The 23675-nt window shown below is 38.7% G+C and carries 24 protein-coding genes and 2 riboswitches; of the genes, 13 read left to right on the top strand and 11 right to left on the bottom strand.

Annotation, left to right across the window (positions count from 1 at the left end):
* Positions 1–84: 84 nt before the first annotated feature.
* On the top strand, positions 85–327 hold the full coding sequence (locus A6754_RS10850; RefSeq protein ID WP_066445063.1) for a hypothetical protein: 243 nt from the start codon (positions 85–87) through the stop codon (positions 325–327).
* Positions 328–366: 39 nt separating this feature from the next.
* Here A6754_RS10850 and qoxD read toward each other — a convergent pair whose 3' ends face one another.
* The 4 genes from qoxD to qoxA form a co-directional block, all read right to left on the bottom strand.
* Positions 367–651: a cytochrome aa3 quinol oxidase subunit IV gene (gene qoxD / locus A6754_RS10855; protein WP_066445065.1), complete on the bottom strand. Its 285-nt coding sequence runs from the start codon at positions 649–651 to the stop codon at positions 367–369.
* A gap of 1 nt (position 652) precedes the next feature.
* Positions 653–1249 carry a cytochrome aa3 quinol oxidase subunit III gene (qoxC, locus tag A6754_RS10860; RefSeq protein ID WP_066445068.1) on the bottom strand — a complete coding sequence of 199 codons (597 nt, stop codon included), beginning with the start codon at positions 1247–1249 and terminating at the stop codon, positions 653–655.
* Positions 1246–3195, bottom strand: a complete 1950-nt coding sequence (gene qoxB, locus A6754_RS10865; RefSeq protein WP_066445071.1) for a cytochrome aa3 quinol oxidase subunit I — start codon at positions 3193–3195, stop codon at positions 1246–1248. Before qoxB ends, qoxC begins: the two co-directional genes overlap by 4 nt.
* A gap of 64 nt (positions 3196–3259) precedes the next feature.
* Positions 3260–4198 (bottom strand): cytochrome aa3 quinol oxidase subunit II, encoded by a 939-nt coding sequence (gene qoxA, locus A6754_RS10870; RefSeq protein ID WP_066445073.1) that lies wholly within the window; start codon positions 4196–4198, stop codon positions 3260–3262.
* A gap of 476 nt (positions 4199–4674) precedes the next feature.
* On the opposite strand from qoxA, the gene A6754_RS23185 reads away from it, so the two are divergent.
* The 4 genes from A6754_RS23185 (at position 4675) to A6754_RS10885 (ending at position 9138) form a co-directional block, all read left to right on the top strand.
* Entirely contained in the window at positions 4675–4803 is a 129-nt protein-coding gene (locus A6754_RS23185) for a hypothetical protein (protein ID WP_257297441.1), read from the top strand.
* Positions 4804–5008: 205 nt separating this feature from the next.
* Complete coding sequence (locus A6754_RS10875; RefSeq protein WP_066445077.1) at positions 5009–7174, top strand: beta-propeller domain-containing protein; 2166 nt, start codon at positions 5009–5011, stop codon at positions 7172–7174.
* A 166-nt stretch (positions 7175–7340) separates the two neighbouring features.
* Positions 7341–8492 carry an acyl-CoA dehydrogenase family protein gene (locus A6754_RS10880; protein ID WP_066445082.1) on the top strand — a complete coding sequence of 384 codons (1152 nt, stop codon included), beginning with the start codon at positions 7341–7343 and terminating at the stop codon, positions 8490–8492.
* Between the two features lie 70 nt (positions 8493–8562).
* Positions 8563–9138 (top strand): glycerol-3-phosphate acyltransferase, encoded by a 576-nt coding sequence (locus A6754_RS10885; RefSeq protein ID WP_180320212.1) that lies wholly within the window; start codon positions 8563–8565, stop codon positions 9136–9138.
* A 101-nt stretch (positions 9139–9239) separates the two neighbouring features.
* On the opposite strand, the gene A6754_RS10890 is transcribed toward A6754_RS10885, so the two are convergent.
* From A6754_RS10890 to A6754_RS10910, 5 genes are all read right to left on the bottom strand, one after another.
* A complete protein-coding gene (locus A6754_RS10890; RefSeq protein ID WP_066445086.1) occupies positions 9240–10451 on the bottom strand; it encodes a M20 family metallopeptidase in 1212 nt (403 codons plus the stop codon).
* A 71-nt stretch (positions 10452–10522) separates the two neighbouring features.
* Positions 10523–11338 carry a MetQ/NlpA family ABC transporter substrate-binding protein gene (locus A6754_RS10895; protein ID WP_066445089.1) on the bottom strand — a complete coding sequence of 272 codons (816 nt, stop codon included), beginning with the start codon at positions 11336–11338 and terminating at the stop codon, positions 10523–10525.
* An 18-nt stretch (positions 11339–11356) separates the two neighbouring features.
* On the bottom strand, positions 11357–12007 hold the full coding sequence (locus A6754_RS10900; RefSeq protein ID WP_066445092.1) for a methionine ABC transporter permease: 651 nt from the start codon (positions 12005–12007) through the stop codon (positions 11357–11359).
* Positions 11997–13028: a methionine ABC transporter ATP-binding protein gene (locus A6754_RS10905; RefSeq protein ID WP_066445095.1), complete on the bottom strand. Its 1032-nt coding sequence runs from the start codon at positions 13026–13028 to the stop codon at positions 11997–11999. Before A6754_RS10905 ends, A6754_RS10900 begins: the two co-directional genes overlap by 11 nt.
* 126 nt (positions 13029–13154) lie before the next feature.
* A riboswitch (SAM riboswitch) is annotated at positions 13155–13261 on the bottom strand.
* A 72-nt stretch (positions 13262–13333) separates the two neighbouring features.
* Positions 13334–13431: riboswitch (SAM riboswitch) on the bottom strand.
* A gap of 155 nt (positions 13432–13586) precedes the next feature.
* A complete protein-coding gene (locus A6754_RS10910; RefSeq protein ID WP_066445097.1) occupies positions 13587–13778 on the bottom strand; it encodes a hypothetical protein in 192 nt (63 codons plus the stop codon).
* Positions 13779–13911: 133 nt separating this feature from the next.
* On the opposite strand from A6754_RS10910, the gene A6754_RS10915 reads away from it, so the two are divergent.
* The gene (locus A6754_RS10915) at positions 13912–14481 is read left to right on the top strand and encodes a hypothetical protein (protein ID WP_066445099.1); all 570 of its coding nucleotides are present in this window, start codon (positions 13912–13914) and stop codon (positions 14479–14481) included.
* A gap of 185 nt (positions 14482–14666) precedes the next feature.
* Here the strand turns inward: A6754_RS10915 and A6754_RS10920 are convergent, their stop codons facing one another.
* Positions 14667–14975: a hypothetical protein gene (locus A6754_RS10920; RefSeq protein ID WP_066445102.1), complete on the bottom strand. Its 309-nt coding sequence runs from the start codon at positions 14973–14975 to the stop codon at positions 14667–14669.
* Between the two features lie 162 nt (positions 14976–15137).
* Between A6754_RS10920 and A6754_RS22970 the strand changes: the two genes are divergently transcribed.
* Positions 15138–15281 (top strand): hypothetical protein, encoded by a 144-nt coding sequence (locus A6754_RS22970; RefSeq protein WP_180320213.1) that lies wholly within the window; start codon positions 15138–15140, stop codon positions 15279–15281.
* The gene (locus A6754_RS10925; protein WP_082851662.1) at positions 15265–15600 is read left to right on the top strand and encodes a DUF3889 domain-containing protein; all 336 of its coding nucleotides are present in this window, start codon (positions 15265–15267) and stop codon (positions 15598–15600) included. The genes A6754_RS22970 and A6754_RS10925 overlap by 17 nt, the downstream gene beginning before the upstream one ends.
* 254 nt (positions 15601–15854) lie before the next feature.
* Here the strand turns inward: A6754_RS10925 and A6754_RS10930 are convergent, their stop codons facing one another.
* A complete protein-coding gene (locus A6754_RS10930; protein ID WP_066445103.1) occupies positions 15855–16034 on the bottom strand; it encodes an H-type small acid-soluble spore protein in 180 nt (59 codons plus the stop codon).
* A 198-nt stretch (positions 16035–16232) separates the two neighbouring features.
* On the opposite strand from A6754_RS10930, the gene A6754_RS10935 reads away from it, so the two are divergent.
* From A6754_RS10935 to A6754_RS22770, 5 genes are all read left to right on the top strand, one after another.
* On the top strand, positions 16233–16451 hold the full coding sequence (locus A6754_RS10935; RefSeq protein ID WP_066445106.1) for a hypothetical protein: 219 nt from the start codon (positions 16233–16235) through the stop codon (positions 16449–16451).
* 432 nt (positions 16452–16883) lie between these two features.
* On the top strand, positions 16884–19724 hold the full coding sequence (locus A6754_RS10940; RefSeq protein ID WP_066445109.1) for a 2-oxoglutarate dehydrogenase E1 component: 2841 nt from the start codon (positions 16884–16886) through the stop codon (positions 19722–19724).
* 14 nt (positions 19725–19738) lie between these two features.
* On the top strand, positions 19739–21004 hold the full coding sequence (odhB, locus tag A6754_RS10945) for a 2-oxoglutarate dehydrogenase complex dihydrolipoyllysine-residue succinyltransferase (protein ID WP_066445111.1): 1266 nt from the start codon (positions 19739–19741) through the stop codon (positions 21002–21004).
* Positions 21005–21585: 581 nt separating this feature from the next.
* The gene (ltrA, locus tag A6754_RS10950) at positions 21586–22848 is read left to right on the top strand and encodes a group II intron reverse transcriptase/maturase (RefSeq protein ID WP_066445113.1); all 1263 of its coding nucleotides are present in this window, start codon (positions 21586–21588) and stop codon (positions 22846–22848) included.
* 622 nt (positions 22849–23470) lie between these two features.
* On the top strand, positions 23471–23614 hold the full coding sequence (locus A6754_RS22770; RefSeq protein WP_156495763.1) for a hypothetical protein: 144 nt from the start codon (positions 23471–23473) through the stop codon (positions 23612–23614).
* The last annotated feature ends 61 nt before the right edge of the window (positions 23615–23675 follow it).

Below are 23675 nucleotides of genomic sequence, written 5' to 3' on the forward strand. Positions count from 1 at the left end.
ATATAAATATAGAACATTTTGTGAAAATAAATTGACAATTTTGTGAACAAAAGAATATTATAGAGGTACAGGAGGGTGATGGATATGAGTAAACATCGAACCATGTTAAAGGCAATTAGATACTGTGGAATTTCAATTTTATCAATTGGCATTATTCTATTTACGATAGGTTTCCTTGAAAGCGGTTCCAGTATTCTTACCCCAATAGGAATCGGAACAGTAATGGGAGCGATCTTTATTTTCTTAATGGGTGTATTCTTTGTAGCAACAGAGGAAACATTAGAAAAATCGGAAAAAACGCCACGCGGATTTTTATTCAAAAGATAAAAAGGAGCGACATTAGTCGCTCCTTTTTGTTTCTGCAGTTTATACATAACCCCATACCATTGTCAGTAAAGTACCTAGTATTGTAACAATGGCAATAAAGATTCCATAATAGACATTTGTGTAAATATGAGCTTTGTCTTCTGATTCTCCAGCATGCATAAACATAACCAGCTGCAGACCTGCTTGTATAAATGCTGTGACAAGCAGGATTGTCATTCCCGCAGTAAAAGACATATCAAAGAAATAAACGGCTAAAGCTACTGCTGTTAAAACAAGAGAGAAGATAAAGCCCATAACTTGTTTTATAGGAAATAACTCTTTCATATTACATCATTCCTTTCAAGTAGATGAAGCTGAAAATAAAGATCCAAACTACATCCAGGAAGTGCCAGTAAAGAGAGAATATAAAAGATTTATTAGCAGTTTGAGGTGTTAAACCATTCTTCTTAATTTGAATCATGATGAATAAACCCCATACAAGACCAAATGTTACGTGAGCTCCATGCGTCCCTAATGTTGTTAAAAGGATGGAGGTGAATGCACTTGTCTGCAAGGCAGCACCCACATGAATATAATGATTAAATTCGTAAATCTCAACACCTAAAAACGCAAGACCAAGAATTAGCGTGATTCCAAAGAAGACTAACATTGGTTTTGTTCTTCCCAGTCTCATCGCGTGAATCGCAAGCCCAATTGTGAAACTGCTTGTTAAAAGCAGAATAGTTTCAGCCAGCACTGGTGTTAATTCAAAAATAGAAGAACCAGCAGGACCGCTTCCAGTTCTGGGTGCTAGAACAAAATAGGAAGCGAATAGTGTAGCAAATAGCATGATTTCAGCGCCAAGGAAAATCCAAAAACCTAAAATCTTCATTTGATTTTCTTGTGTACTGTATTCAAGAGGGAGTGAATGATCTATTTTCATACGGTAGGACCTCCCAGTTTTTCTTCAGTTTCTTTTATTTCTTCGACAGAGATATAGCGGCCATGATCTTTTTCAAATGACTGATAAGCCATGCAGCCGAAAATTCCGATCGTTGCAATAATTAATGGAATCCACATTGCAAATACGAATGAGAAGCCCCATACAAAGAAGATGCTGCTCATGATGAAAGGAATTGGACTGTTGTTTGGCATGTGAATCTTTTCGAGTTCACCTTTAAACAGCTTGTGGCCTTTCTTTTTAGCATCCCAGAATGCTTCAGTTGAATCAACATTTGGAACAATTGCAAAGTTATATTCCGGTACTGGACTATGTGTAGCCCATTCAAGTGATCTTGCATCCCATGGATCTGAACCGATGTCTCTTGGAGCGTAACGAATACTATAGTAAATATTATAGACAATCAACGCAAAACCGATTGCAAGGCCGGCTGCTCCAACAAAAGAAATCATATTCCACATTGTAAAGCCTGCTTGTTCAGAATATGTGTACATTCTTCTTGCCTGACCATCCAGACCAGAGAAGAACATTGGAATGAAAGCAACAAGTGTACTGATGGAAATAATCCAGGCACTTAATTTTCCAAGTCTTTCGTTTAACATAAAGCCAAACATTTTTGGCCAGTAATAAGTTAAACCTGCAAGCATAGCGAATACTACGCCTGGAATAATAACTAAATGGAAGTGAGCAACTAAGAACATTGTGTTGTGATACTGATAGTCAGCTGCTGACATTCCAAGCATTACTCCTGTAACTCCGCCGATTGTAAATAGCGGAATGAAAAGCAGGGAATAAAGCATTGGTGTCGTAATAACAATTTTTCCTTTCCAGAGTGTAAACAGCCAGTTAAAGATCTTTACACCTGTTGGAACGGCAATGGCCATTGTTGTAATTGAGAAAATACTGTTAACAAACGCGCCTTGACCCATTGTAAAGAAGTGGTGAACCCAAACAAGGAACGAAAGCAATGAAATAATAACCATTGATGCGACCATTGATTTGTAGCCGTAAAGGTTTCTGCGCGCGAAAGTTGAAATGATCTCACTGTATATACCAAACGCAGGCAATACTAAAATATATACTTCAGGATGTCCCCAAACCCAGAACAGGTTGGCCCATAACATGTCCATTCCGCCATTATTCGTTGTAAAGAAATTAGAAGCGAATAGACGGTCAAGTGTACCCATTGCAAGAGCAACTGTTAGTACTGGGAATGCAAAAACGATAATAATATTTGTGATAAAAGCTGACCATGTGAACATAGGCATTTTCATTAAAGTCATGCCAGGTGCTCTCATTTTTAAGATTGTTGTCATAAAGTTGATCCCTGTTGCCAGAGTACCGATCCCAGCAATTTGCAGGGCAATCATATAATAGTTCGTCCCGACTGACTCACTAAACTCGGTTCCTGCTAAAGGGAAGTACGAAGTCCAGCCTGCGTCAGGTGAACCGCCGATTACGAATGAGATGTTAAAGAGCATTGCTCCCATGAAAAATAACCAAAAACTTAAAGCATTCAAACGTGGGAAAGCGACATCTCTCGCACCAATTTGCAAAGGTACAACAAAGTTCATCAGTGCCATAATAAATGGCATTGCCATGAACATAATCATAACAACTCCGTGAGTTGTGAATATTTCATTATAGTGCTGTGCGTCTAATAATTTGTTCTCCGGCATTGACAGCTGAGCTCTCATCATGATCGCATCAGCGCCACCGCGGAACAGCATAAGAAGCGCAGAAATTAAATACATTATACCGATTCGTTTATGGTCAACAGTTGTTAACCATTCGCGCCATAAATAACCCCATTTTTTAAAGTAAGTTAATCCAGCGATGATGGCAATAACGGTTAACCCAATAGCGACCATGGAAGCGTATATTGCCGGGCTTGGATGCGGTATGGCGAATCGTTCAAAGAATTCCATACGATTTTATCTCCTTTCACGTATAACAAACAAGTTTACTAGCTTTAAATATATAATCTGCCTATTAATGATGATGTTCAGATTCCTCATGATCGTGGTCTTCATGATCATGAACTTCATGATTTTCTTCATCAGAATCGTCTTCATTACTAGAAGAACCGTGATTATGTCCGCCATGTTCACCTTCAGGAGCTGGACGGAAGTCAAGATGTGTACCGGTAAAGGTTAATTGACCAAGATGACCTGGTTCAAGTAGTTCATCAAACTTTTCTTCAGTAATAGGTGAAGCTGTATCTTTCACTTCTTCTACCCAGTCGTCAAATTCGTTTTGCGGCATTGCTGTAACATTAAATGTATTCTCAGCAAAGCCTTTACCATTAAAGTTTGCATTTCTTCCCATATATTCACCAGGAACATCTGCAGCAAGGTGCAAAGTGTTAACCATATCGGACATAGCATATTTTTGTCCGCCTAATTGCGGAATCCAGAAACTGCTGATTGTTCCAAAAGAGTATAATTTGAATTCTAGAGCACGGTCAGTTGGAATGTATAGGTAATTTACCGTTTCAATTCCTTCTTCTGGGTAGCTGAAATGCCACTTCCATGCTGAAGATGATGCATAAACAACTAAAGGTTCTTTATCTTCATATCCCGCTGGAGTTGCTTCGACTTTATAGTTGCTTTGCACAGACATAAAAGAGAGAACAGCAACAATCAGGACAGGAATACCAACACAAATTGATTCAACGAGTATGCTGCCTTCAATATGCGGCGGTTCATAATCTTCTTTTTGCTTTGAAGCTCTGTATTTAATTAACATGTAGGCCAAAATACCAAACACAGCCAATACGATAAATAACATGATACTAGCTGAGATGATAATGTCATTTGCCTGTGTTTCTGCTTGCGGGCCTTTTGGATCCAGAACAATTAATTGTTCACACCCTGTAAGCACTGTGGCAATAGTAATAACTAGAAAGAGGATTGCCGATTTAAGTTTCATTATTGTGCTCCTTTCATCAATGAATGAAATATAATTTTCATCATTACTAAACTATAAATTGTTCACATTAACAGTCTCTATATTAGTCTCATATAATGTTAATTACAATCATTTGTGATTTGTGTCACAAAATGTTCATGATTAGGAGACGTGTTTTTGTCACAAAAAGTTCATAAATAGACTAGTAAATGATTGGTAACTCCTGTTTTTTATTAGTATTTTCGATAAACCTAGAGTAATATAAGCTCTTTTAACCCATATTGTAAGAGCAACTAAAGTTTTTTTACTATAATTCATTTCTTATAAAAATTCATTTTAATGCAGTTTAAATATGTACATATCTGGGTAAAATATTTTCAACTATCTATACCCCCAGAAAAAAGTCTTTAACCCCGTATTGTATTGTAAATGTAAAGTTCAATTTATTGTCACAAAATATTCTTTAATGGAGCATTCAAGTTACAAGGAGTCTGATTATGAAAATCTTTAATGCGGACATAGACCAAATATTAGATGATACATCCGATATGGCTGATGAAGATCTTTCTCATCTAATCAGACATATAGAAATAGATCTTTTGCTTGAAAGTACACAAGATTGGTAATAAAAATTTAGGATTAAGGATTCTTATTGAAAGGAGCTTCGGTAATCACGAAGCTCCTTTTTTATAGTGGTGGCAGTAACAGAAAAGAAAGGGGAGTACACGGAATTCAATTATATAAGGCTAAATTAAGCCGCTAAGAATTCTGTTGCTTCATTGTAACCATTTTCCAATTGTTCTCGTCAAAAGGAATAAAGGGGGAAATGCGATGAAAAAAATATGGCTTGTTATGTGCATTTTGCTGCTTGTTCCTGCGGCAATTGCTGCTGTTATTCTGAGCACGCAGCTAAAGGTTGTCAGCCAGATTGAAAATGAAAATGTGGAGGTACTCAGCAATAAAACATGGAAGATTTATTTTTCACGAAAGTTAGATCAAAAAACAGTTAATTCACAAACTGTTTCTGTCATTAACGATCAAGGTGAGAAACAAGATATTGACATAAACTTAAGTGATGATCAAAAGAGCATCATTGTTAAACCTCCCGAATCAGGCTATAAAGCAAGAACAGGTTCATACAAGCTATTACTGACAGAGGACATTCAATCAGTGAACGGAAGAAGATTAGCTTCTCAAAAAGAACAGCTTTTTAGTGTTGAGCTTACATTGCCAAAAGCTGAATCCGTTGCTCAAATAAATGACCATTTTTTAACACTGTTAGGAGATAAAGGGCGTTCAAAAGGGTTTGGACTTTATAGCGATGCAAGTTCTGCAGAGGACAGCAGTATGGAAAGCAGCGGGGAAGGCGGACAGTATTCAGAAACAAATATCCAAGTTGAAGGTGTTGATGAAGCAGACTCGGTAAAAACAGATGGTCAATACATTTACCGGGCAACAGATGGCGAAGTGCAAATTGTATCTGCTCATCCAGTTAATGAAATGGAAGTCATGTCTGTACTGAAATTCACTCATGATTTTAGTCCGCATTCTCTGTTTCTGCATGAAAACCAGCTTGTTGTTTTAGGACACAGTTATACAGAAAATAAAAAGGGTACTGAAAACAAAGTTCAAGACATTTCTTTTCCCGCATATTATCAAAGTGTAAAAGCAATTGTTTATGATATCGAAAATAAAAAACAACCAAAAGTAATAAGAGAAGTTGAAGTGGAGGGTTCCTTAACAGCAGCAAGGATGAAGGAAGGAAAAGTATTTATGGTAACAAGTCAATATCCAGATATTTGGATGTTAGAGGAGAAGCCAGATATGGACCTTCGACCAATTTTTAAGGATACTGCAAAAGCGGAATCCTTTGAGCGTGTGGATTTGAAAAATATCAATTATATACCAGAATCAAAAGATCAAAACTTCACCAATATTGCTGTCTTTGATTTGAACCAAAATACCAAAGAAGCAGTAATATCCTCCTTTATTGGCAGCGGTGACAATATGTATATGTCAAAAGATTATCTTTATATGGCTTCGGCTGATTATTCATTAATGCCACTGCGCGAAGAGAGCTTTGAAGATTTTAGTCCGGATACAACGATTTATAAATTTAAGTTTGAAGGTCTAAAAGCCGTTATGATGGCGAGCGCCGAAATAAACGGCACCATTTTGAATCAATTTTCAATGGATGAGCATGATGGTTATTTCAGAATAGCAACAACAAAAGGGAATACATTCAACGATTCCACCCCTTCAGCTAATAATCTCTACATTTTAGACGAAAACTTAAATGAGACAGGTAATCTTGAGGACCTAGCGAGAGGAGAAAGAATATATTCTGCTCGATTTATGGGTGATAAAATATATATCGTTACCTTTAAAGAAACAGATCCATTGTTTGTTATAGACAGCAGTAACCCAAGGTCTCCTAAAGTTTTAGGCGAGTTGAAGATTCCTGGTTTCAGCAACTATTTACATCCTTATGACGAAAACCATTTAATTGGATTTGGTTATGATACAAGGGTTGAAGCAGGCAAAAACGGAAGCGATCCGCTCGTCTTTACTGAAGGCATTAAAATCTCACTATTTGACGTGAGTGACATGAAGAATCCGAAGGAAAAATTCACAGAGATTATTGGCGGCAGAGGAACCTATTCACCTTTAAATTATGATCACAAAGCATTACTTTTTGATAAAAATAAAGATATTTTCGCATTTCCCATTACGGTATATGAAAACATGAAAGATAATCAGTATGATAGTAAATTTACATTTCAGGGTGCTTATATTTATGGTATTGATGTAGAGAAAGGTTTTACAATAAAAGAGATGGTGACACATCAGGATCAAGATGCAATTTACGAAGAATGGGAAGATACAATTGATAGACTCGTTTATATTAACAACGTGATCTACGCACTTTCCCCAAATGCCATATCAGCGTATGATATGGATTCCTACAGGAGAATAAATTTTGTAGAAATCAACTAGGAAGGAAGCGAGACTGCATCTTGGCATGCAGTCTTTTTTAAAATTATTCTAACATAAATAAATTCAAACCAACCTTTGATAACAAACTTGAAGTCACAGTAGTTCACATCAGAAAATAAATCCAGTAAAATAATTATATAATCCGATAGGAAAAGAGGGATTTATAATGAATTTTTTACAAACAAATGATGCCAAAGAGCGTTTGCACTATCTTGAGAAAATAGCTGAAAACTTTCGAACAAGGGCACATATACATGACCAGGAAGGAACGTTTCCTTTTGAAAATATGACTGAGTTAAAGAGGTCCGGCTATACTGCATTGACAGTACCTGCAGAATATGGAGGTAAAGGAATCTCATTAACCGAACTGCTGCATCTGCAGGAGACCATAGCAGAAAGAGATGGATCTACTGCCCTTTCAATTGGATGGCATATGGGGATTGTTCACAACCTATTCGAGAAAAAAGCATGGGATGAAAGCATTCTTCGATGGTTAGCTGGTGAAGTTTTGAATGGTGCCCTTATAAATACGTTGGCAACCGAGCGGCAAACAGGCAGTCCGACACGAGGAGGCAAACCGCATACAACTGCAAAGAAGCACAATAATAAGTGGATCATAAATGGCAGGAAAAGCTTTGCAACCATGTCACCTGTACTCGATTATATGATCGTAACAGCAACGATTACAGAAACGGAGGAAGTTGGAAGCTTTATTATCCCTGCAAACAAAGAGGGAATTATAATAGAAGAAACTTGGAATAGCGTAGCGATGAGAGGGACGGGCAGTCATGATGTTATTTTCCAGGATGTAGCCATTGATCGTAATTTTCTAGTTGAAAAAATGCAGCAGGGTCCCAATCAGGCTAACGGCTGGCTTCTTCATATTCCTGCGTGTTATCTAGGAATTGCACGGGCAGCTCAATCTTATTCCATCCAATTTGCAAAGGAATATTCTCCTTCTAGTATTAATAGGCCAATTATTGAATTGCCTAATGTTCGTCAAAAACTTGGTGAGATTGAGCTAGAGATCATGAAGTCCCGCTATTTCATGTATGGAGCTGCAAAAGGGTGGGATGAAAGTGAAGCTGAGGAACGAAATACAATGACACCCATTTTATCAGCTGTTAAACGTGAAGCTACAAATAGTGCATTGAAAATTGTTGATTTGTCTATGAGAATTGTCGGTGCGCATAGTTTGGCACAAAATAATCCGCTGCAAAGATACTACCGGGATGTTAGGGCAGGTCTGCATAATCCTCCTATGGATGATATGACCATTGAACAGCTTGCTGCGTTTTCAATTGATCAGAAAAAGTAAAACATTTTAAAATAATGGCAAGGAACATGTTATAATACGGGAAGTATATTTTCGCTAGGAGAACATTATGGTGTTCATTATCTATCTGTTTGCATATTTTACTGGAAATCTTTTGACTGGTGTTTTAATCAGCAGTCTGTTTAAAAAAGGGGATATTAGGGGAACAGGATCTGGAAATCCCGGAGCACGAAATGCAGGACGTTTGTATGGAAAAAAGGCTTTTGTTTATACGTTTTTAGGCGATGCAGTAAAAGCAGCAATTGTTGTAGCAGTATGTTTTTATTTTCAGTTATCGCCGAGTGAAACGCTATTTGCACTTTTGCTGACTATTATTGGCCATATTAAGCCAATTCTTTTCCAATTTAAAGGCGGAAAAGGCATTTCATCCTTTATAGGAGGAATTCTTGCTATTGAGCCTTTCATGGCGGTTCTAATTATTCTAGGTTTTATTATCTTTTATCCATTTTCTAAAAGTTTTACGATAGCTGGACTTGGTTCTTTTATACTTATCCCATTTACAGCTTATTTTGTTTTTCACATTTCTTTAGTAGAAGCTCTCTTGCTTTTCCTTATTATTTTGGTCGTTATTTTAGCACACGAGAAAGACATAAGAGGTTACTTTATAGAAAAATTCACTTCCATTTAATACATAGCTTAAGCTAAAGCAGCAAAAGACCCGAACGATTAGACAGAAGATGAATACTGCAATCGTTCGGGTTTATCTTTGTTTTCATTATTTAGATAGAATTATTTGTTTTCTAAGGCTTTTCTTTCATGAAATTCTGCTTTAACTGCAGCAAGAGTTTCTGGCTCCGTTACCAGTTTGAGTGCTGTTAAAGCAAGTGCCTTGGCACCCGTAATCAAAGCCTGATCTCCTTTTGGAGAAGCAGCTGCTTCTCGGAATGGAACAGTATGAGGTATAAGGTCACTTGAACCAATCTTAATATAAGGATGGATGGTTGGCACCACTTGGCTGATATTTCCTGCATCTGTTGAGCCAAGCCCTTCGCGTACGCCCATGACAGTTTCTCCTAATTCTTCAGCAGCTTCTCTAAAAATTTCATCATACTTTTCGTTTGCAAGAAGGTTATCAACTTCATTTTGGAAAGCAATAACGTTTAATTTAGCGCCAGTGGCTAATGCTGCTCCTTCTGCAACTGCTTTTACTTTTTCAGTAACTTCATTTAATTTTGCTCTTGTTGCTGCACGAATAAAGAATCTTGCTTTAGCATATTCAGGAATAATATTCGGAGCATCTCCGCCATGAGTGATAATTCCATGTATACGCACATCATCTGTCAGCTGCTGTCTTAAAGCATTAATACCATTGAACAATTGAATAACCGCGTCTAGTGCATTAATGCCTTCGTGCGGGGAAGCAGCAGCATGAGCAGGTTTGCCGGTATATTCAAAATCAAGCGGATCAACCGCCAGAGAAGGACTGGTTAACCGTGTTTCACTGTTTGGATGAATCATTAAAGCCGCATCTATTCCATCTGTTAGATTATGTTTTACAAAGCTTCCTTTCGCACTGCCGTTAGGTCCGCCTTCTTCAGCAGGTGTTCCAAATACAACAGCTTCACCGCCAGTTTCTTCAATCACTTTGCTTAATGCAATAGCTGCAGCTGTACTAGTCGTGCCAATAATATTGTGCCCGCATGCATGACCAATTCCTGGCAAAGCATCATATTCAGCTAAAAATGCAATTGATGGTCCGGGTTTGCTGCCTTTTTTGCGTGCGACAAAAGAAGTTTCATGCCCTGCAACGGCCTTTTCCACAGCGAAACCTTCTTTTTCAAGCAGTTCAGTCAAAAGGGAAGAGGCAAAGAATTCTTCGTTTCCTATTTCGGGGTTCTCATGAATTTTGTGACTTGTTTCTATGTATACAGATTTGTTGTCTTCAACATTTTGAATAATTTTCTCTTTTAAAACAGCTGCTGGTTGAGTAGATGTGCTCATTGTATTTCCTCCTTATATTGGAGGAGGTTCTTGCTAAGGCAAAAACCTCCATGAACTTTTAGTGTGACGGTTTACCAGCCAATGTTGCTAAGTGGCACAAAAGTAGGGATTAAGTTGCCATCGTATTCTTCTTTAATAAATTCTGCAGTATCTTCTTCCTGGTAAAGCTCGGCAATTCTTTTATATGTTTCGTTATCTTTGTCTTCTTCGTTGGCAGCAATAATATTAATGTAAGGTGTTGCCGTTTCGCTTTCATGGTAGATGGCATCAGTCAATGGAGTAAGTCCTGCATCACGTGCAATTCCATTGTTAATAAGAGATGCAGCAACGTCCGGCAATGCTCTTGGAGTTTGAGCAGGAACCATTTCAACTAATTCAAGGTTTTTCGGATTATCGGTTACTTGCGTTAAGTTGCCGTTAGAATCAAAATCTTCTGGCAGTCCGATTAGTCCGGCATCTTCAAGTAGCATTAATGCACGTCCTTGATTTGATGCATCATTCGGAAGTGCAATTTTAGCACCATCAGGAATATCATTAACGTCTTCGAATTGGTCAGAATAGATACCCATTGGAGCCAGAACCGTTGTAGCAATTGGAACAAGGTCTAAATTATGCTCTTCAATAAAAACATCAAAGTAGGCAACCGTTTGGAATGCGTTTAAATCTAATTCATTTTCTGCAAGTGCAGTGTTTGGTGCTACGTAATCAGAGAATGACACGATCTCGATGTCAATGCCTTCCTTTTCTGCCTTTTCAGCAATAAAATCCCAAGTTCTCGTATCCGTGCCGCTAATTCCGATTTTCACCGTTTCCGAACTGTCGCTGGAGCAGCCTGCTGCAAATCCCGCAAATGCTAATAATATGCTTGATAGTATAAGTTTTTTCATGATGTATTTCCTCCTAAATTATCTTCGTCTAATTTTTTTAGCTGTAAAATTTCCTAAGCTTTGTAACCCTTGCACAATGACCACGAGAATGGCTACAGTAATCATCATTGTAATTTCATCAAAACGCTGATATCCATATGTAATGGCTAAATCGCCAATACCCCCGGCGCCAACTGCACCTGCCATTGCTGTTGCCCCAACAAGCCCGATGGTTGCGATGGTGAGTGCAAGGACGAGGGAACTTAGCGCCTCAGGTAGCAGAAACTTAGAAATGACCTGCCATGGAGTAGCGCCCATTGCTTCAGCAGCTTCAAGAACGCCTGGGTCAACCTCCAACAAAGAGTTCTCTACCAATCTCGCAATATATGGCCCAGCATAAAAGACAAGAGGTACAATTGCAGCTGCTGTTCCAATGGATGTGCCAACAATTAGCCTTGTCACTGGAATAAGCGCAACCAATAAAATAATGAATGGTACTGAACGGAAAATATTAATGATTCCATTTAAAATATTAAAGACAGGCAAGTTTTGAAGCAGATGACCTTTTCTCGTGACAACCAGCAAGATTCCAAGAGGCAGTCCAAGCAGGGTTGAAAACAAAAGTGAAAAAGTGACCATTTGAATCGTTTCAATCAGAGCTTCGATAATTTGATCTGTATTAGCTAGCATGTTCATTCACCTCCTTAATGCTTATATCCTTTTCTTGGATATAAGTTAAGGTGCGGGCAATTTCTTTTTCGTCACCCTGGAACTCTACAATTAAGTTGCCAAACGGAGTTCCCTGCAATTCTGTAATATTGCCAAAAAGGACATTAATATGAATATCAAATTTCTTTGAAATTTCCGATAATAGCGGCTGTCCAGCTTTGTTTCCGACAAAGTTAATGCGGAATATTTTTTGCATGCCTGCGTGCTGCTGAATCAGTTCCTTGATCGATTCTGGAAGCTGATCATTCATGACCGTGCTGACGAAATTTCTGGCTGTTGATGTAGTTGGAGAAGAGAAGACGTCAAAAACAGTTCCTTCTTCAATAATTTTTCCGTCTTCGATGACGGCAACCCGATCACATATTTCTCTAATAACAGACATTTCATGGGTAATGATTAAAATAGTAATGTTGTATTCTTTATTAATTTTTTTCAAGAGCTGCAAAATAGAGCTTGTTGTCTGCGGGTCCAATGCAGATGTTGCTTCGTCACATAGCAATATGGAAGGCTGGGTTGCTAAGGCTCTCGCAATACCAATTCGCTGCTTTTGTCCGCCTGAAAGCTGATCAGGGTAATTATCTGCCTTGTCAGCTAAACCGACAAACTCAAGCAGCTCATGTACACGTTTTTTTATTTGGTCTTTTGGTGTATTCACTAATGTAAGCGGCATTGCTACATTGGCAAAAACAGTTTTAGAGTTTAATAGATTAAAATGCTGAAAAATCATGCCGATATTCTTTTTAACATTTCTGACCTCTTTGACAGACAGAGAAGTAAGGTCGTGTCCATCTACAATGACATGACCAGATGTCGGACGTTCAAGCAGGTTCACACAGCGAATGAGCGAGCTTTTACCTGCACCGCTAAAACCGATGACACCAAATATTTCTCCTTTATTGATTTTTAGGTCGATACCGTTAAGCGCAGCAACCTGCTGTCCGCCACTTTCGTATACCTTTCTGAGCTGCTGAAATTCAATCAAACTTTTCATCTCCATTTCCGTTGTGTTTCATAAGAAAAGCGCAAGCGCCTTAGCTCCTTTTAAAATAAAAAAGTCTCCTTCTTGAAAGAAAGAAGGAGACCTGCAAAAAAATACTGCAATCCGTTCTCCTTATCTTCCAAGCTGTTCTGCTTGCTGGATTTGGCACAGCCTCTCAGGAGGAAGCCGCTGCCGAGGTGTCATAGGGCCAGTCCCTCCGCCTCTCTAGATAAGAATATTATTTAGTTAAAATAAAAACCCTCTTCTAAAATAAGAAGAGGGCAATAAATAATAAACGTCATGACCTCTTCTTATCTTTCAAGCCGTGCTTGCTGGAGTTGGCACAGAATTAAATTCCGCTGCCGAGGTGTCATAGGGCCAGTCCCTCAACCTCTCTTGATAAGAAGTGTGTTCGTATTTTGTTTTTTTAAAACTTGATTATTAATTTAACGCATTAAATCATAGATGTCAAACATTTTTTAAAATAGTATATTTTTTATTTTGAAATAGTAAGTGATAAACTTTCCGGATGTTACATTACTATTCCTTTCATTCTATTTCCTATTCCTCGAAATATTCTTTAATTTCTTTTTCATTTGATCCATTAAAATAAGGGTTTTGTTCTGTTGCGTCTTTCTCGTCTAAATTCGTGCGAATGACTAGTGATGGACTTGAAGAATGCTTTGCAATTATTCGATCATCCAGCTTAGTGAACGACGGCAGCTTATTATTCCCGATGTTTTTGTTATCCATTGTAACACCTCCCTGTGTTAGCTTTGCTAACAGATACGTAAAATATCCATGCGAGGTTTTGGTTTTATCATAAGAAAAAAAAGGTAAGATAGTATTAAGTTATTTACCAAGGAGTGCTTTGGGGGGAAGAGATTTGAGTATGTTTGATACGATATTAGATATTATAGACGATAAAGGTCCCATCTCAATGCCTGAATTATGTGATGAGATAAATGATAAGAATGGAAAAGTAGATATAGGGCAAAGTGTACAAATAGCTGACGTAGAGGCAGTCATTACGCGAAAAAAAGATTTATTCAAAGTTCAAGATGGATCTATAATGATTGATCCAAATAAAGATCCCATTCGATTGCGTGTTTCTTTAGGGGGTCATCCAGGGCCTTGGTATAAAATTAATATAGATTTTGCACAACAGCATTTTCATTATTTTGAGTGGCATTTGAGCAGGCATTCTAATACAAAAATACTTCCTAAAAGAGCAGGGAATCTTGCAGCGTTTAAAAGGCAAATGTATCGTTACCGCATATGGAACTGGTTAGAATTTTATGAAGACGATGGTTTAAGGTTAGAAGATACGTATTGGGATGTAAAACTTGAGACTAAAGGCAAAATATACAAAATGAAGGGTAACGATTCTTATCCGAAGGAATGGGCAAACTTCTGTATATCCTTGTCAAAATTGATCGGAAAGAGAATTTGTTAAGCTCCTATTTCTATTCATCAATCAAAATTGGCTGAGACATCATTAGAAATTCCAGCGAAACACAGCTTACATATTTAGTTCCGCACTATTCAAACTCGTAATGCAGACTTTGAATAAGTGCGGTTTTTTCTTGATAGAGGACCGCTATGCTTATTAAATATTAAAGCTGCTGGAGCTTAGCTTGATTAGTCTGCATCAAGAACCCGCAGTATAAATGCTTCATTTATGGCATCAATGAATAGACAATATTCATGCTCACAATCTACATTGAGCAGCAGCTGCAGCTCTTTCGGAATATATATTGCCCCGCCTTCGGTAATAATTCTTTTATTATTTGTTGTACCTGTCCGCGCTTTTTGTATAACCACCTGTTTCTTTGCATACGTAAGTTCAGCAAGCTTGCCGGGCAGCAGGCCGAACTCTTTTCGCCATTTACTTGGAAGCTGAATTTTACCTGTCTTGCTGAAATTTTTGCATTTATAAATATCAGGCATAGATGATCATCTCCATTTTGTTCATATATACCCTATTTCACCAATTCATAGATTAGAAACATGTTTGCATACTTTAATAGCGATTCGTAAATATTTTTGCCGGTACGCATAAAAAAACAGAGCTAACTTCAAACTGAATATAAAAAGGTTGGGAGGCTTACGATGAAAGATAATCGAATGGATGATAAAGACATTATGCATCATTTATTAGAAGAACAAATTGCCTATATTTTAGTGGATGAAGAAAGAGAGCGGGCTAAAATAGAGCATTTGAGAAAGGCAGAACAACATGGTTTTGGCAAATAGTCTATTTCTGATTTTTTCATTAGTCTTTTCTGCTAATATTCATTCTGCAGAGCCGTTAGCACATCAGTTCGTAGTGGTTCAAGATGGCTACGCACAGTGGGGAAGACTTGCCATGCAAACTGCGAAACAAAAATTCCCAGACGCTCAAATTGTCGATTATCGCTATGAGGGACGTACTGATGAAGGTGAGACGGCAATTGAGCAATTTAAATTGTGGGCGAAAAAAGGACAAGAGGAATTTGGCATTGTAATAAAAATTAGAGTAGATCAAAATACGAATAAATTACAAAATATTCAAGTATTAAAGACTCAACAATAATAATATTATGTAAACTGTTAAGGTCAAGGTTACGTAAAAGGTTTTAGTTAAAGAAAAACAATAAATAACCCGAAGGATTAGCAGAAGTCTTCTTAGAAGGCTGTCTAATCTTTCGGGTTAGTTCTGTTGTTTGCTTGAAAACCAGCTGCGACTGATATAGAGGTCTTAAACCAACAGGAAGCGATGGAAAGAGGTTTCTCCAATGTCCCGCCAAAAGCCTTCTCTCAAGAGGCAGCAAGATTTGTTTTAACTTCTCATTCTTCAATTAAATAAAGAACTGGAACTTCATGTTCACGCTCGGGTTCTTTCTTATAATAGATCCTAGCCGTTTTCGTGCTTTCATCTACATGTTGGATAATGACTGGCTCATCCATATAAGTGATGTTAAAGGTTTCTGCAGCAGAAGATATTTCAATGGCACGCCCAATATTCACTGATGTTCCTCCTATTTCATATATATAGGTTATTTTGTCATTACAAGCGTATTTTATACGGAAAAATTTAGTAGAAATTGTATCTTTACGCCTGTGAAAATCAGAATTTTTATACTATAATTAAACATAAGTTTTTGAATGTTACACGGTTTTATGTGCAAAAAAATTGATGCTTGAAGAAAGGATGGAGGCTTTTACATGCAAATTCATTTTCATGCTAAGGAATTAATGGGTGAGGGTGATCCAATGGTTATTGCTACAGAAGATGGGATAGAAGTTACTCATCAATGCAAACAGAATCAATGTTTCATGTGCAGCGGTCATATTGATGATCCTGGAAATTCAAGATCAATCATAGAGACTGCCAGGACTGTACAGAAAAAAGTAGAGCCTCTTTATTTAGTAGAAATGTGCTAAGCTGGAAAATAGCAGTTTAATTCTGTGTACAGTCGCCTTAAAGGGATGGGAACAGAGCTTCTTTTTCTTTGAAGGCAGAATACGTTATTTTTATGCTTGCCCATTGGCAAGTTTTCTTTGTTTTAGGGGATACCATAAGTTTTCAAATTTATAAATATATTCAAATAAAAACGAATGACAATTCATTTTCTCAATATAAGTATTTTTCTAATAAATAATATTTTATTTTCCACTATTTTCGTGTTTTTATCTTTGTATCTACGCCTTTAACGTGTTAAAATGGCTATGGAAACGTTTTATCCTCTGAAAAATAATATTATTCATAATCTTTTCCGTGTTTTTTAAAGCGGAGTTTCTGAATACCATTTAATGAGGATAAAATTTTAATATTATATAAAAAACATTTAAAAAGAGTTATGGAGGTAATTTTCCATGAAAAAGCCATCTAATGGCGAAGGGCCATTTGGTCTTGGTTTTCACGGCCCAAACCTCGGCTATGTAATTGAGCTTTATGAAAAATACTTAGAAGATCCACAATCAGTAGACGATGAAATGAGAATGTTTTTTGAAGAAAATGGATCACCATTCCAGGAAACTGGAACGTTATCTCAACCTGCACAAAACACAGAGCTTGCAGTAAGTGCCGGGCAATTGGAAAAGAGTCTGGCTGCTATTAAACTTGCTGACAATATTCGCTCTTATGGTCACTTGGGTGCGAAGATTTTCCCGCTTAATGACCGTCCGGTTGAAGAAACGTTATTTGATTTAAACACATACGGTTTAACAGAAAATGATTTGATAAATGTGCCTGCACATGTAATTTGCACAGATGCACAAATCCCTCTTCGAAATGGGAAAGAAGCTATTGACTATTTAAAATCAGTTTATATGGGACCAATCGCTTTCGAGTTTAACCATGTATACGATGCCAGCGAAAAAGAATGGCTTCGCCGCAAGGTTGAAAGCAATAGTGTAAGGGCTTCCCTTTTAAAAGAAGAGAAAGTAAAGGTTTATAAGCGTTTAACAGAGGTAGAAGAATTTGAGAAGTTTCTTCATCGCACCTTTGTTGGTCAGAAACGTTTCTCAGTAGAAGGTTTGGATACACTAGTGCCGCTGCTTGATGAAATTGTTTCAGAATCAGTAGGTGATGGTGCCAAAACAATCAATATTGGCATGGCCCATCGCGGACGTTTGAACGTTCTGGCACATGTTCTTGGTAAACCATACGAAATGATTTTCGCAGAATTTCAGCATGCGCCAAATAAAGATTTAGTTCCTTCAGAAGGTTCCATTGGCATAAGCTATGGCTGGACAGGAGATGTAAAATATCATCTTGGACTTGATAAGCAAATTAAAGCTGAGAATACAACAGTTGCACGGCTGACATTGGCAAATAATCCAAGTCACCTTGAATTTGTAGGTGCTGTAGTGGAAGGATACACTAGAGCTTCTCAAGATGACCGCTCTGCATCCGGTTATCCAAAAGTAAATCTCAGCAGTGCATTGTCCATTATTATACATGGTGACGCTGCTTTCCCGGGACAGGGTGTAGTTGCTGAAACGTTAAATCTTGGTCAATTGACAGGGTATGATACAGGCGGGTCTATTCATCTAATTGCAAACAACACAATCGGGTTTACAACAGAATCACATGATTCACGTTCAACAAGATATGCGAGTGATTTAGCAAAAGGGTATGAGATCCCGATTCTTCATGTGAATGCAGATGATCCTGAAGCTGTTGTATCAGCAGCCAGATTGGCATGTGAATACCGTGCTAAATTCCAGAAGGACTTTTTAATTGATTTAATTGGCTATCGCCGTTTTGGCCACAATGAAATGGATGAACCTATGACAACGAATCCGCTGATGTATAATATTATCCATCAGAGACCAACGGTTAAGGAGCTTTATGGAAAACAGCTTCTAGAAGAATCCTCCCTTTCAGAAGGGGAAGTAAAGGGAATTCAAGACGAAGTACTGGCAAAACTGACAGCTGCGTATGAAAAAGTGCCAGCCAAAAAGAAAACAGTGCAAATCGAGGATATGAATCCTCCTGAATTTGTTGATAAAGAGCTTCCTTTTATTTCCACAGCGGTTTCAATTGATAAATTGAAACAAATGAATGAAGAATTGTTAACATGGCCGCAGGATTTCAAAGTTTTTGACAAGCTGGGTAAAATCTTAAAACGCCGTACAGATGCCTTAGAAGGAAATGGGAAGATTGATTGGGGATTAGCGGAGACACTTGCTTATGCTTCCATTCTGGCAGATGGAACGCCGATTCGTTTAACTGGACAGGATTCAGAACGCGGAACTTTCGCACAGCGAAATGTTGTCCTTCATGATCATACAACAGGAAAAGCATATTCACCATTGCATAAGCTGCAGTCTGCAAATGCTTCCTTTGCCATCCATAATAGTCCATTATCCGAAATGGCTGTCCTAGGTTTTGAATATGGATACAATGTTTTTGCACCTGAAACACTTGTATTGTGGGAAGCACAATATGGAGATTTTGCCAACTCAGCTCAAGTGATGTTTGACCAATTCATTGCTGCGGGCCGTGCAAAATGGGGGCAGAAATCTGGTCTTGTTATGCTCCTTCCTCACGGATATGAAGGTCAGGGACCAGAGCATTCAAGTGCAAGATTAGAGCGTTTCTTAATTTTAGCTGCTGAAAATAACTGGACTGTTGCCAATCTGTCTTCTTCAGCTCAATACTTCCATATCTTAAGAAGACAAGCGGCTATTTTAAATAAAGAGGAAGTTCGTCCGCTCGTCATCATGTCGCCAAAGAGTTTGCTTCGTAATCCACTTGTTGCTTCAAATGGCATCGAGTTGAGTGAAGGTGAATTTAAGTCTGTTATTGAACAAAGCGGACTAGGTGAAAATCATGAGGCCGTAACAAGAATCGTTCTAGCAACAGGAAAAATGTCAATTGATCTGGCAGAAAGCCTGAGTAAAAAAGAGGATATGGATTGGCTTCATGTTTTACGTGTTGAAGAAATCTATCCATTCCCTTTAACAAAAATAAAAGAAATTATGAGTCGCTATCCAAACCTTCAAGAAATCATTTGGGTTCAGGAAGAGCCTAAGAACATGGGGGCATGGACATTTATTGAACCTCGTCTGAATGAGATCGCACCTGAAGGATCCGCTGTAAGTTACATAGGCAGACGCCGGAGATCATCACCTGCTGAGGGAGATCCAAATGTGCATAAAATGGAGCAAGCGAGAATAATCGAAGAAGCATTAACACGTAAGCAATAAGGGAGGAAATTAAGGTGGCAGAAATTAAAGTTCCTGAATTAGCAGAATCGATTACGGAAGGTACGGTTGCACAATGGTTAAAACAGCCAGGTGATGCAATAAACAAAGGGGATTATATCGTTGAGCTTGAGACAGATAAGGTTAATGTGGAAATCATCTCAGAATACAGCGGTGTGTTATCAGAATTAAAAGCACAAGAAGGCGACACAGTAAATGTTGGGGAAACGATTGCTGTTGTTAGCGAAGGCGGAGAAGCGCCTGCACCTGCTGCATCAAAAACTGACGAAGCACCGGCTGTACAGCCGAAAGAAGAAGAGCAAAAGGCACCTGCTGCTGCTGAAAAAGCTGAAGAACCTGCTTCAGCATCCAGTAAACAGCGTCCGATTGCTTCACCTGCTGCTAGAAAAATGGCCAGAGAAAAAGGAATTGATTTAACTCAGGTGCCAACAGCAGATCCATTAGGCCGAGTGCGTGCACAAGATGTATCTGGTTTTAATCCAGAAGCAAAATCAGCACCAGCTGCGCCGGCACCGGCACCAAAAGCACCATCCCAGCCTGCAGCAGCTTCAGCAGACAGCAAGCCGGTTGAACGGATTCGGATGACTCGCCGCAGACAAACGATCGCAAAACGTCTTGTTGAAGTTCAGCAAACAGCTGCAATGCTAACAACATTTAATGAAGTCGATATGACTAACGTTATGGAGCTTCGTAAAAAACGCAAAGATAAATTCCAGGAAGAAAATGATGTTAAACTTGGATTCATGTCTTTCTTTACAAAAGCTGTTGTCGCTGCTTTAAAACGCAGCCCGCTGCTAAATGCGGAAATTCAAGGCGATGAGCTTGTGCTTAAGAAGTTCTATGACATTGGAATTGCTGTTTCAACGGATGAAGGGTTAGTTGTTCCGGTTGTCAGAGACGCGGATCGTAAAAATTTCGCTGAAATTGAAAAAGATATTGTTGGCCTTGGCAAAAAAGCAAGAGACAATAAATTGGCTATTTCAGACCTGCAGGGTGGTACTTTTACCATTACAAACGGCGGTGTGTTCGGCTCATTACTGTCAACACCAATCTTGAATGGACCGCAAGTGGGTATTTTAGGAATGCATTCCATCCAATTGCGTCCAGTTGCGATTGATGCAGAAAGAATGGAAAACCGTCCGATGATGTATATTGCATTATCCTACGATCATCGAATTGTTGACGGAAAAGAAGCGGTTACGTTCTTAAAGCGTGTGAAAGAGCTAATCGAAGATCCTGAATCTTTATTATTTGAAGCTTAAGAGAAACGGGGGCCATTGGCCTCCGTTTTTTATTGTGTGCCCGGCATGGGTGCAGGCTCTAGGGTGCGAGTCCCGAACGGCGAAGGCAGTAGTAGCCGTAGCTTAAGACAAGGATATGCGGGGTGACCCTCCTATCTGAAGGAAGTCGGCGGCAAACTTCCGCTCTGAGGAACACGAATCTCATATGAGGCTAGATGACATTGGGTGAGTCTGCAATACAAGACAAAGTCCATACTGCCAAAGGTGTCACATAGTAAATGAGGCGGAGACATGGAAGGAAAGTCTGTACTCTTACCCGGGGAGAACCTGTCGATATGCCGTACTCATGCGGTAAGCCTATCCGTGAGGATAAGTTGAACGACAGGCGTCAGCAGAAGCCATAGTACTTATTCGCTTAAGAGGATAAGGAAGGGCTGAACCGGTTATGGAAAATAGGAACTAGGCGTATCTTTCCATTCGATGAAACAGAAAACATAGTACCTGTTTAATGAAAGAAACGGTGAATCCGCGGGGGTCATTAAACAGGGTGGAGAATGAAAAGGACACAAACAGAACACCTATTTACGCGGGAGGTTATATCAATGTTAATGGAACGAATCATGTCACGGGAAAACCTACTTAATGCGATTAAAAGAGTAGAAAAGAATAAGGGAAAACATGGAGTGGACGAAATGCCCGTCACTGCTCTTCGTGGACATATTATGCTCAACTGGAGCGAACTGCGAAAATCCCTCTTCGAGGGAACCTATATCCCATCCCCCGTCCGTCGAGTCGAAATCCCGAAACCAGACGGCAAAGGGAAGAGGAAACTGGGAATCCCAACCGTGACAGACCGTTTCATTCAACAAGCAATCACCCAAGTGCTTACCAGAATGTATGACCCTAGTTTCTCTGAATGTAGCTTCGGCTTTCGCCCTAACAGGCGAGCGCACCAGGCTGTTAAATTAGCCCAAAGCTATATAGAAGAGGGTTATCGATGGGTAGTCGACATTGACCTTGAAAAGTTCTTTGACAAGGTTAACCACGATAGATTAATGAGTAAATTAGCCATGAGGATAAAGGATAATACTCTCCTCAAACTAATAAGACGGTTCTTAACCTCTGGTGTTATGGAAGGCGGACTTGTCAGTCCTAACCTTGAGGGGACACCGCAAGGTGGACCTTTAAGCCCTTTACTTTCGAATATTGTGTTGGATGAACTGGATAAAGAACTGGAGCGCAGAGGACATCGCTTTGTCCGCTACGCCGATGATTGTAATATCTATGTGAAATCTAAAAGAGCTGGAGAAAGAGTTATGAAGGCAATGACCCATTTTATCGAGAGGAATCTTAAACTGAAGGTTAACAAGGATAAAAGTGCTGTAGACCGCCCTTGGAAAAGGAAATTTCTTGGGTTCAGTTTTACAAGTAATCTAAAACCGAAGGTGAGAATATCTCCCCAATCAGTTAAACGGTTTAAAGATAAAATAAGAAAGCTTACAAGCAGACGAAGGTCAATTGCCATGGAAGATAGGATTCATAACCTTAACCAATATCTAGTGGGATGGGTTAATTATTATCATTTAGCAGATACCCGTTCAGTAATCGCAAAACTCGAAGGATGGCTTAATCGAAGGTTAAGAATGATTCGATGGAAGGAATGGAAACTTCCCCAAACGAAGGTCAAGAAACTTATTAAACTAGGTGTTTCGAAAGGGAAAGCATATGAATGGGGAAATACAAGAAAGGCTTATTGGAGGATATCCAAAAGTCCAATTCTTCATAAAACATTAGGGAAAGCCTACTGGCTTTCCCTTGGGTTAAAAAGTATTTCTGCTAGATATGACTTACAGCGTTCGACTTAATCGGAACCGCCGTATACGGAACCGTACGTACGGTGGTGTGAGAGGGATAAATGGAGGTTAATCGCCTCCCCCTATCTCAATTTAGGCTCTTTACTGAGCGATTGTTGTTCTTGGTCATCACTATAAAGAGGGGAAATAGTTATCTGATTTTATTCTTGTTTTGCAATTGAGGAAGCGGTGAAAATAAGCGGAGATTTTACCCTTATTTCCAAAATTAAGCTATTTTATTGCGAAATAAGCGGAGTTTTTCCGACTATGTTGAATAAAATCGCTGATTTACAAGTTTTTCGGTCAGTTAGTCGGAGTTTCTCCGTTTATTTAAGCACAAATTCAGCAATTTTACGATTTAAGCGGAATTCTTCCGTCTATTTATGAGAGATTTATAAACCTATAGACTTGGAAAATCTAATTAATTAATTACTTTGCCTGTTAAATGAAACATAAACGTGTGAGACACCTGATCAGGACCGAAACCTTCTCAGTTAGAGTATGAGTACACCATCTGGACATCAAACCAGTAAAATGGGTTTTACATAAAGGATCAATGAGGTTTGAAAATGTTGCATTAAGGAAACATTTTGGTTGTTGTGCATAAAATGGAGTAAAAGCAGGAGTGGTGATCATGAAAGGAAGGAAAGAGAAGGTCGTACTATACAGTACACTGCTTCAAAAAGCGGGAATTTTAACAAAAGAAGACCTGGATTCAATTGCAAGTTTAAATCATATCTCATTAAACAAGAAAAAGAGAGAGAATGACCAAATATGAATTGAGATAGGGGGAGGCGATTAACCTCCATTTATCCCTCTCACACCACCGTACGTACGGT

Origin of the sequence: Cytobacillus gottheilii, from assembly GCF_001636345.1 — a bacterium.
Classification (GTDB): Bacteria; Bacillota; Bacilli; order Bacillales; family Cytobacillaceae; genus Cytobacillus; species Cytobacillus gottheilii.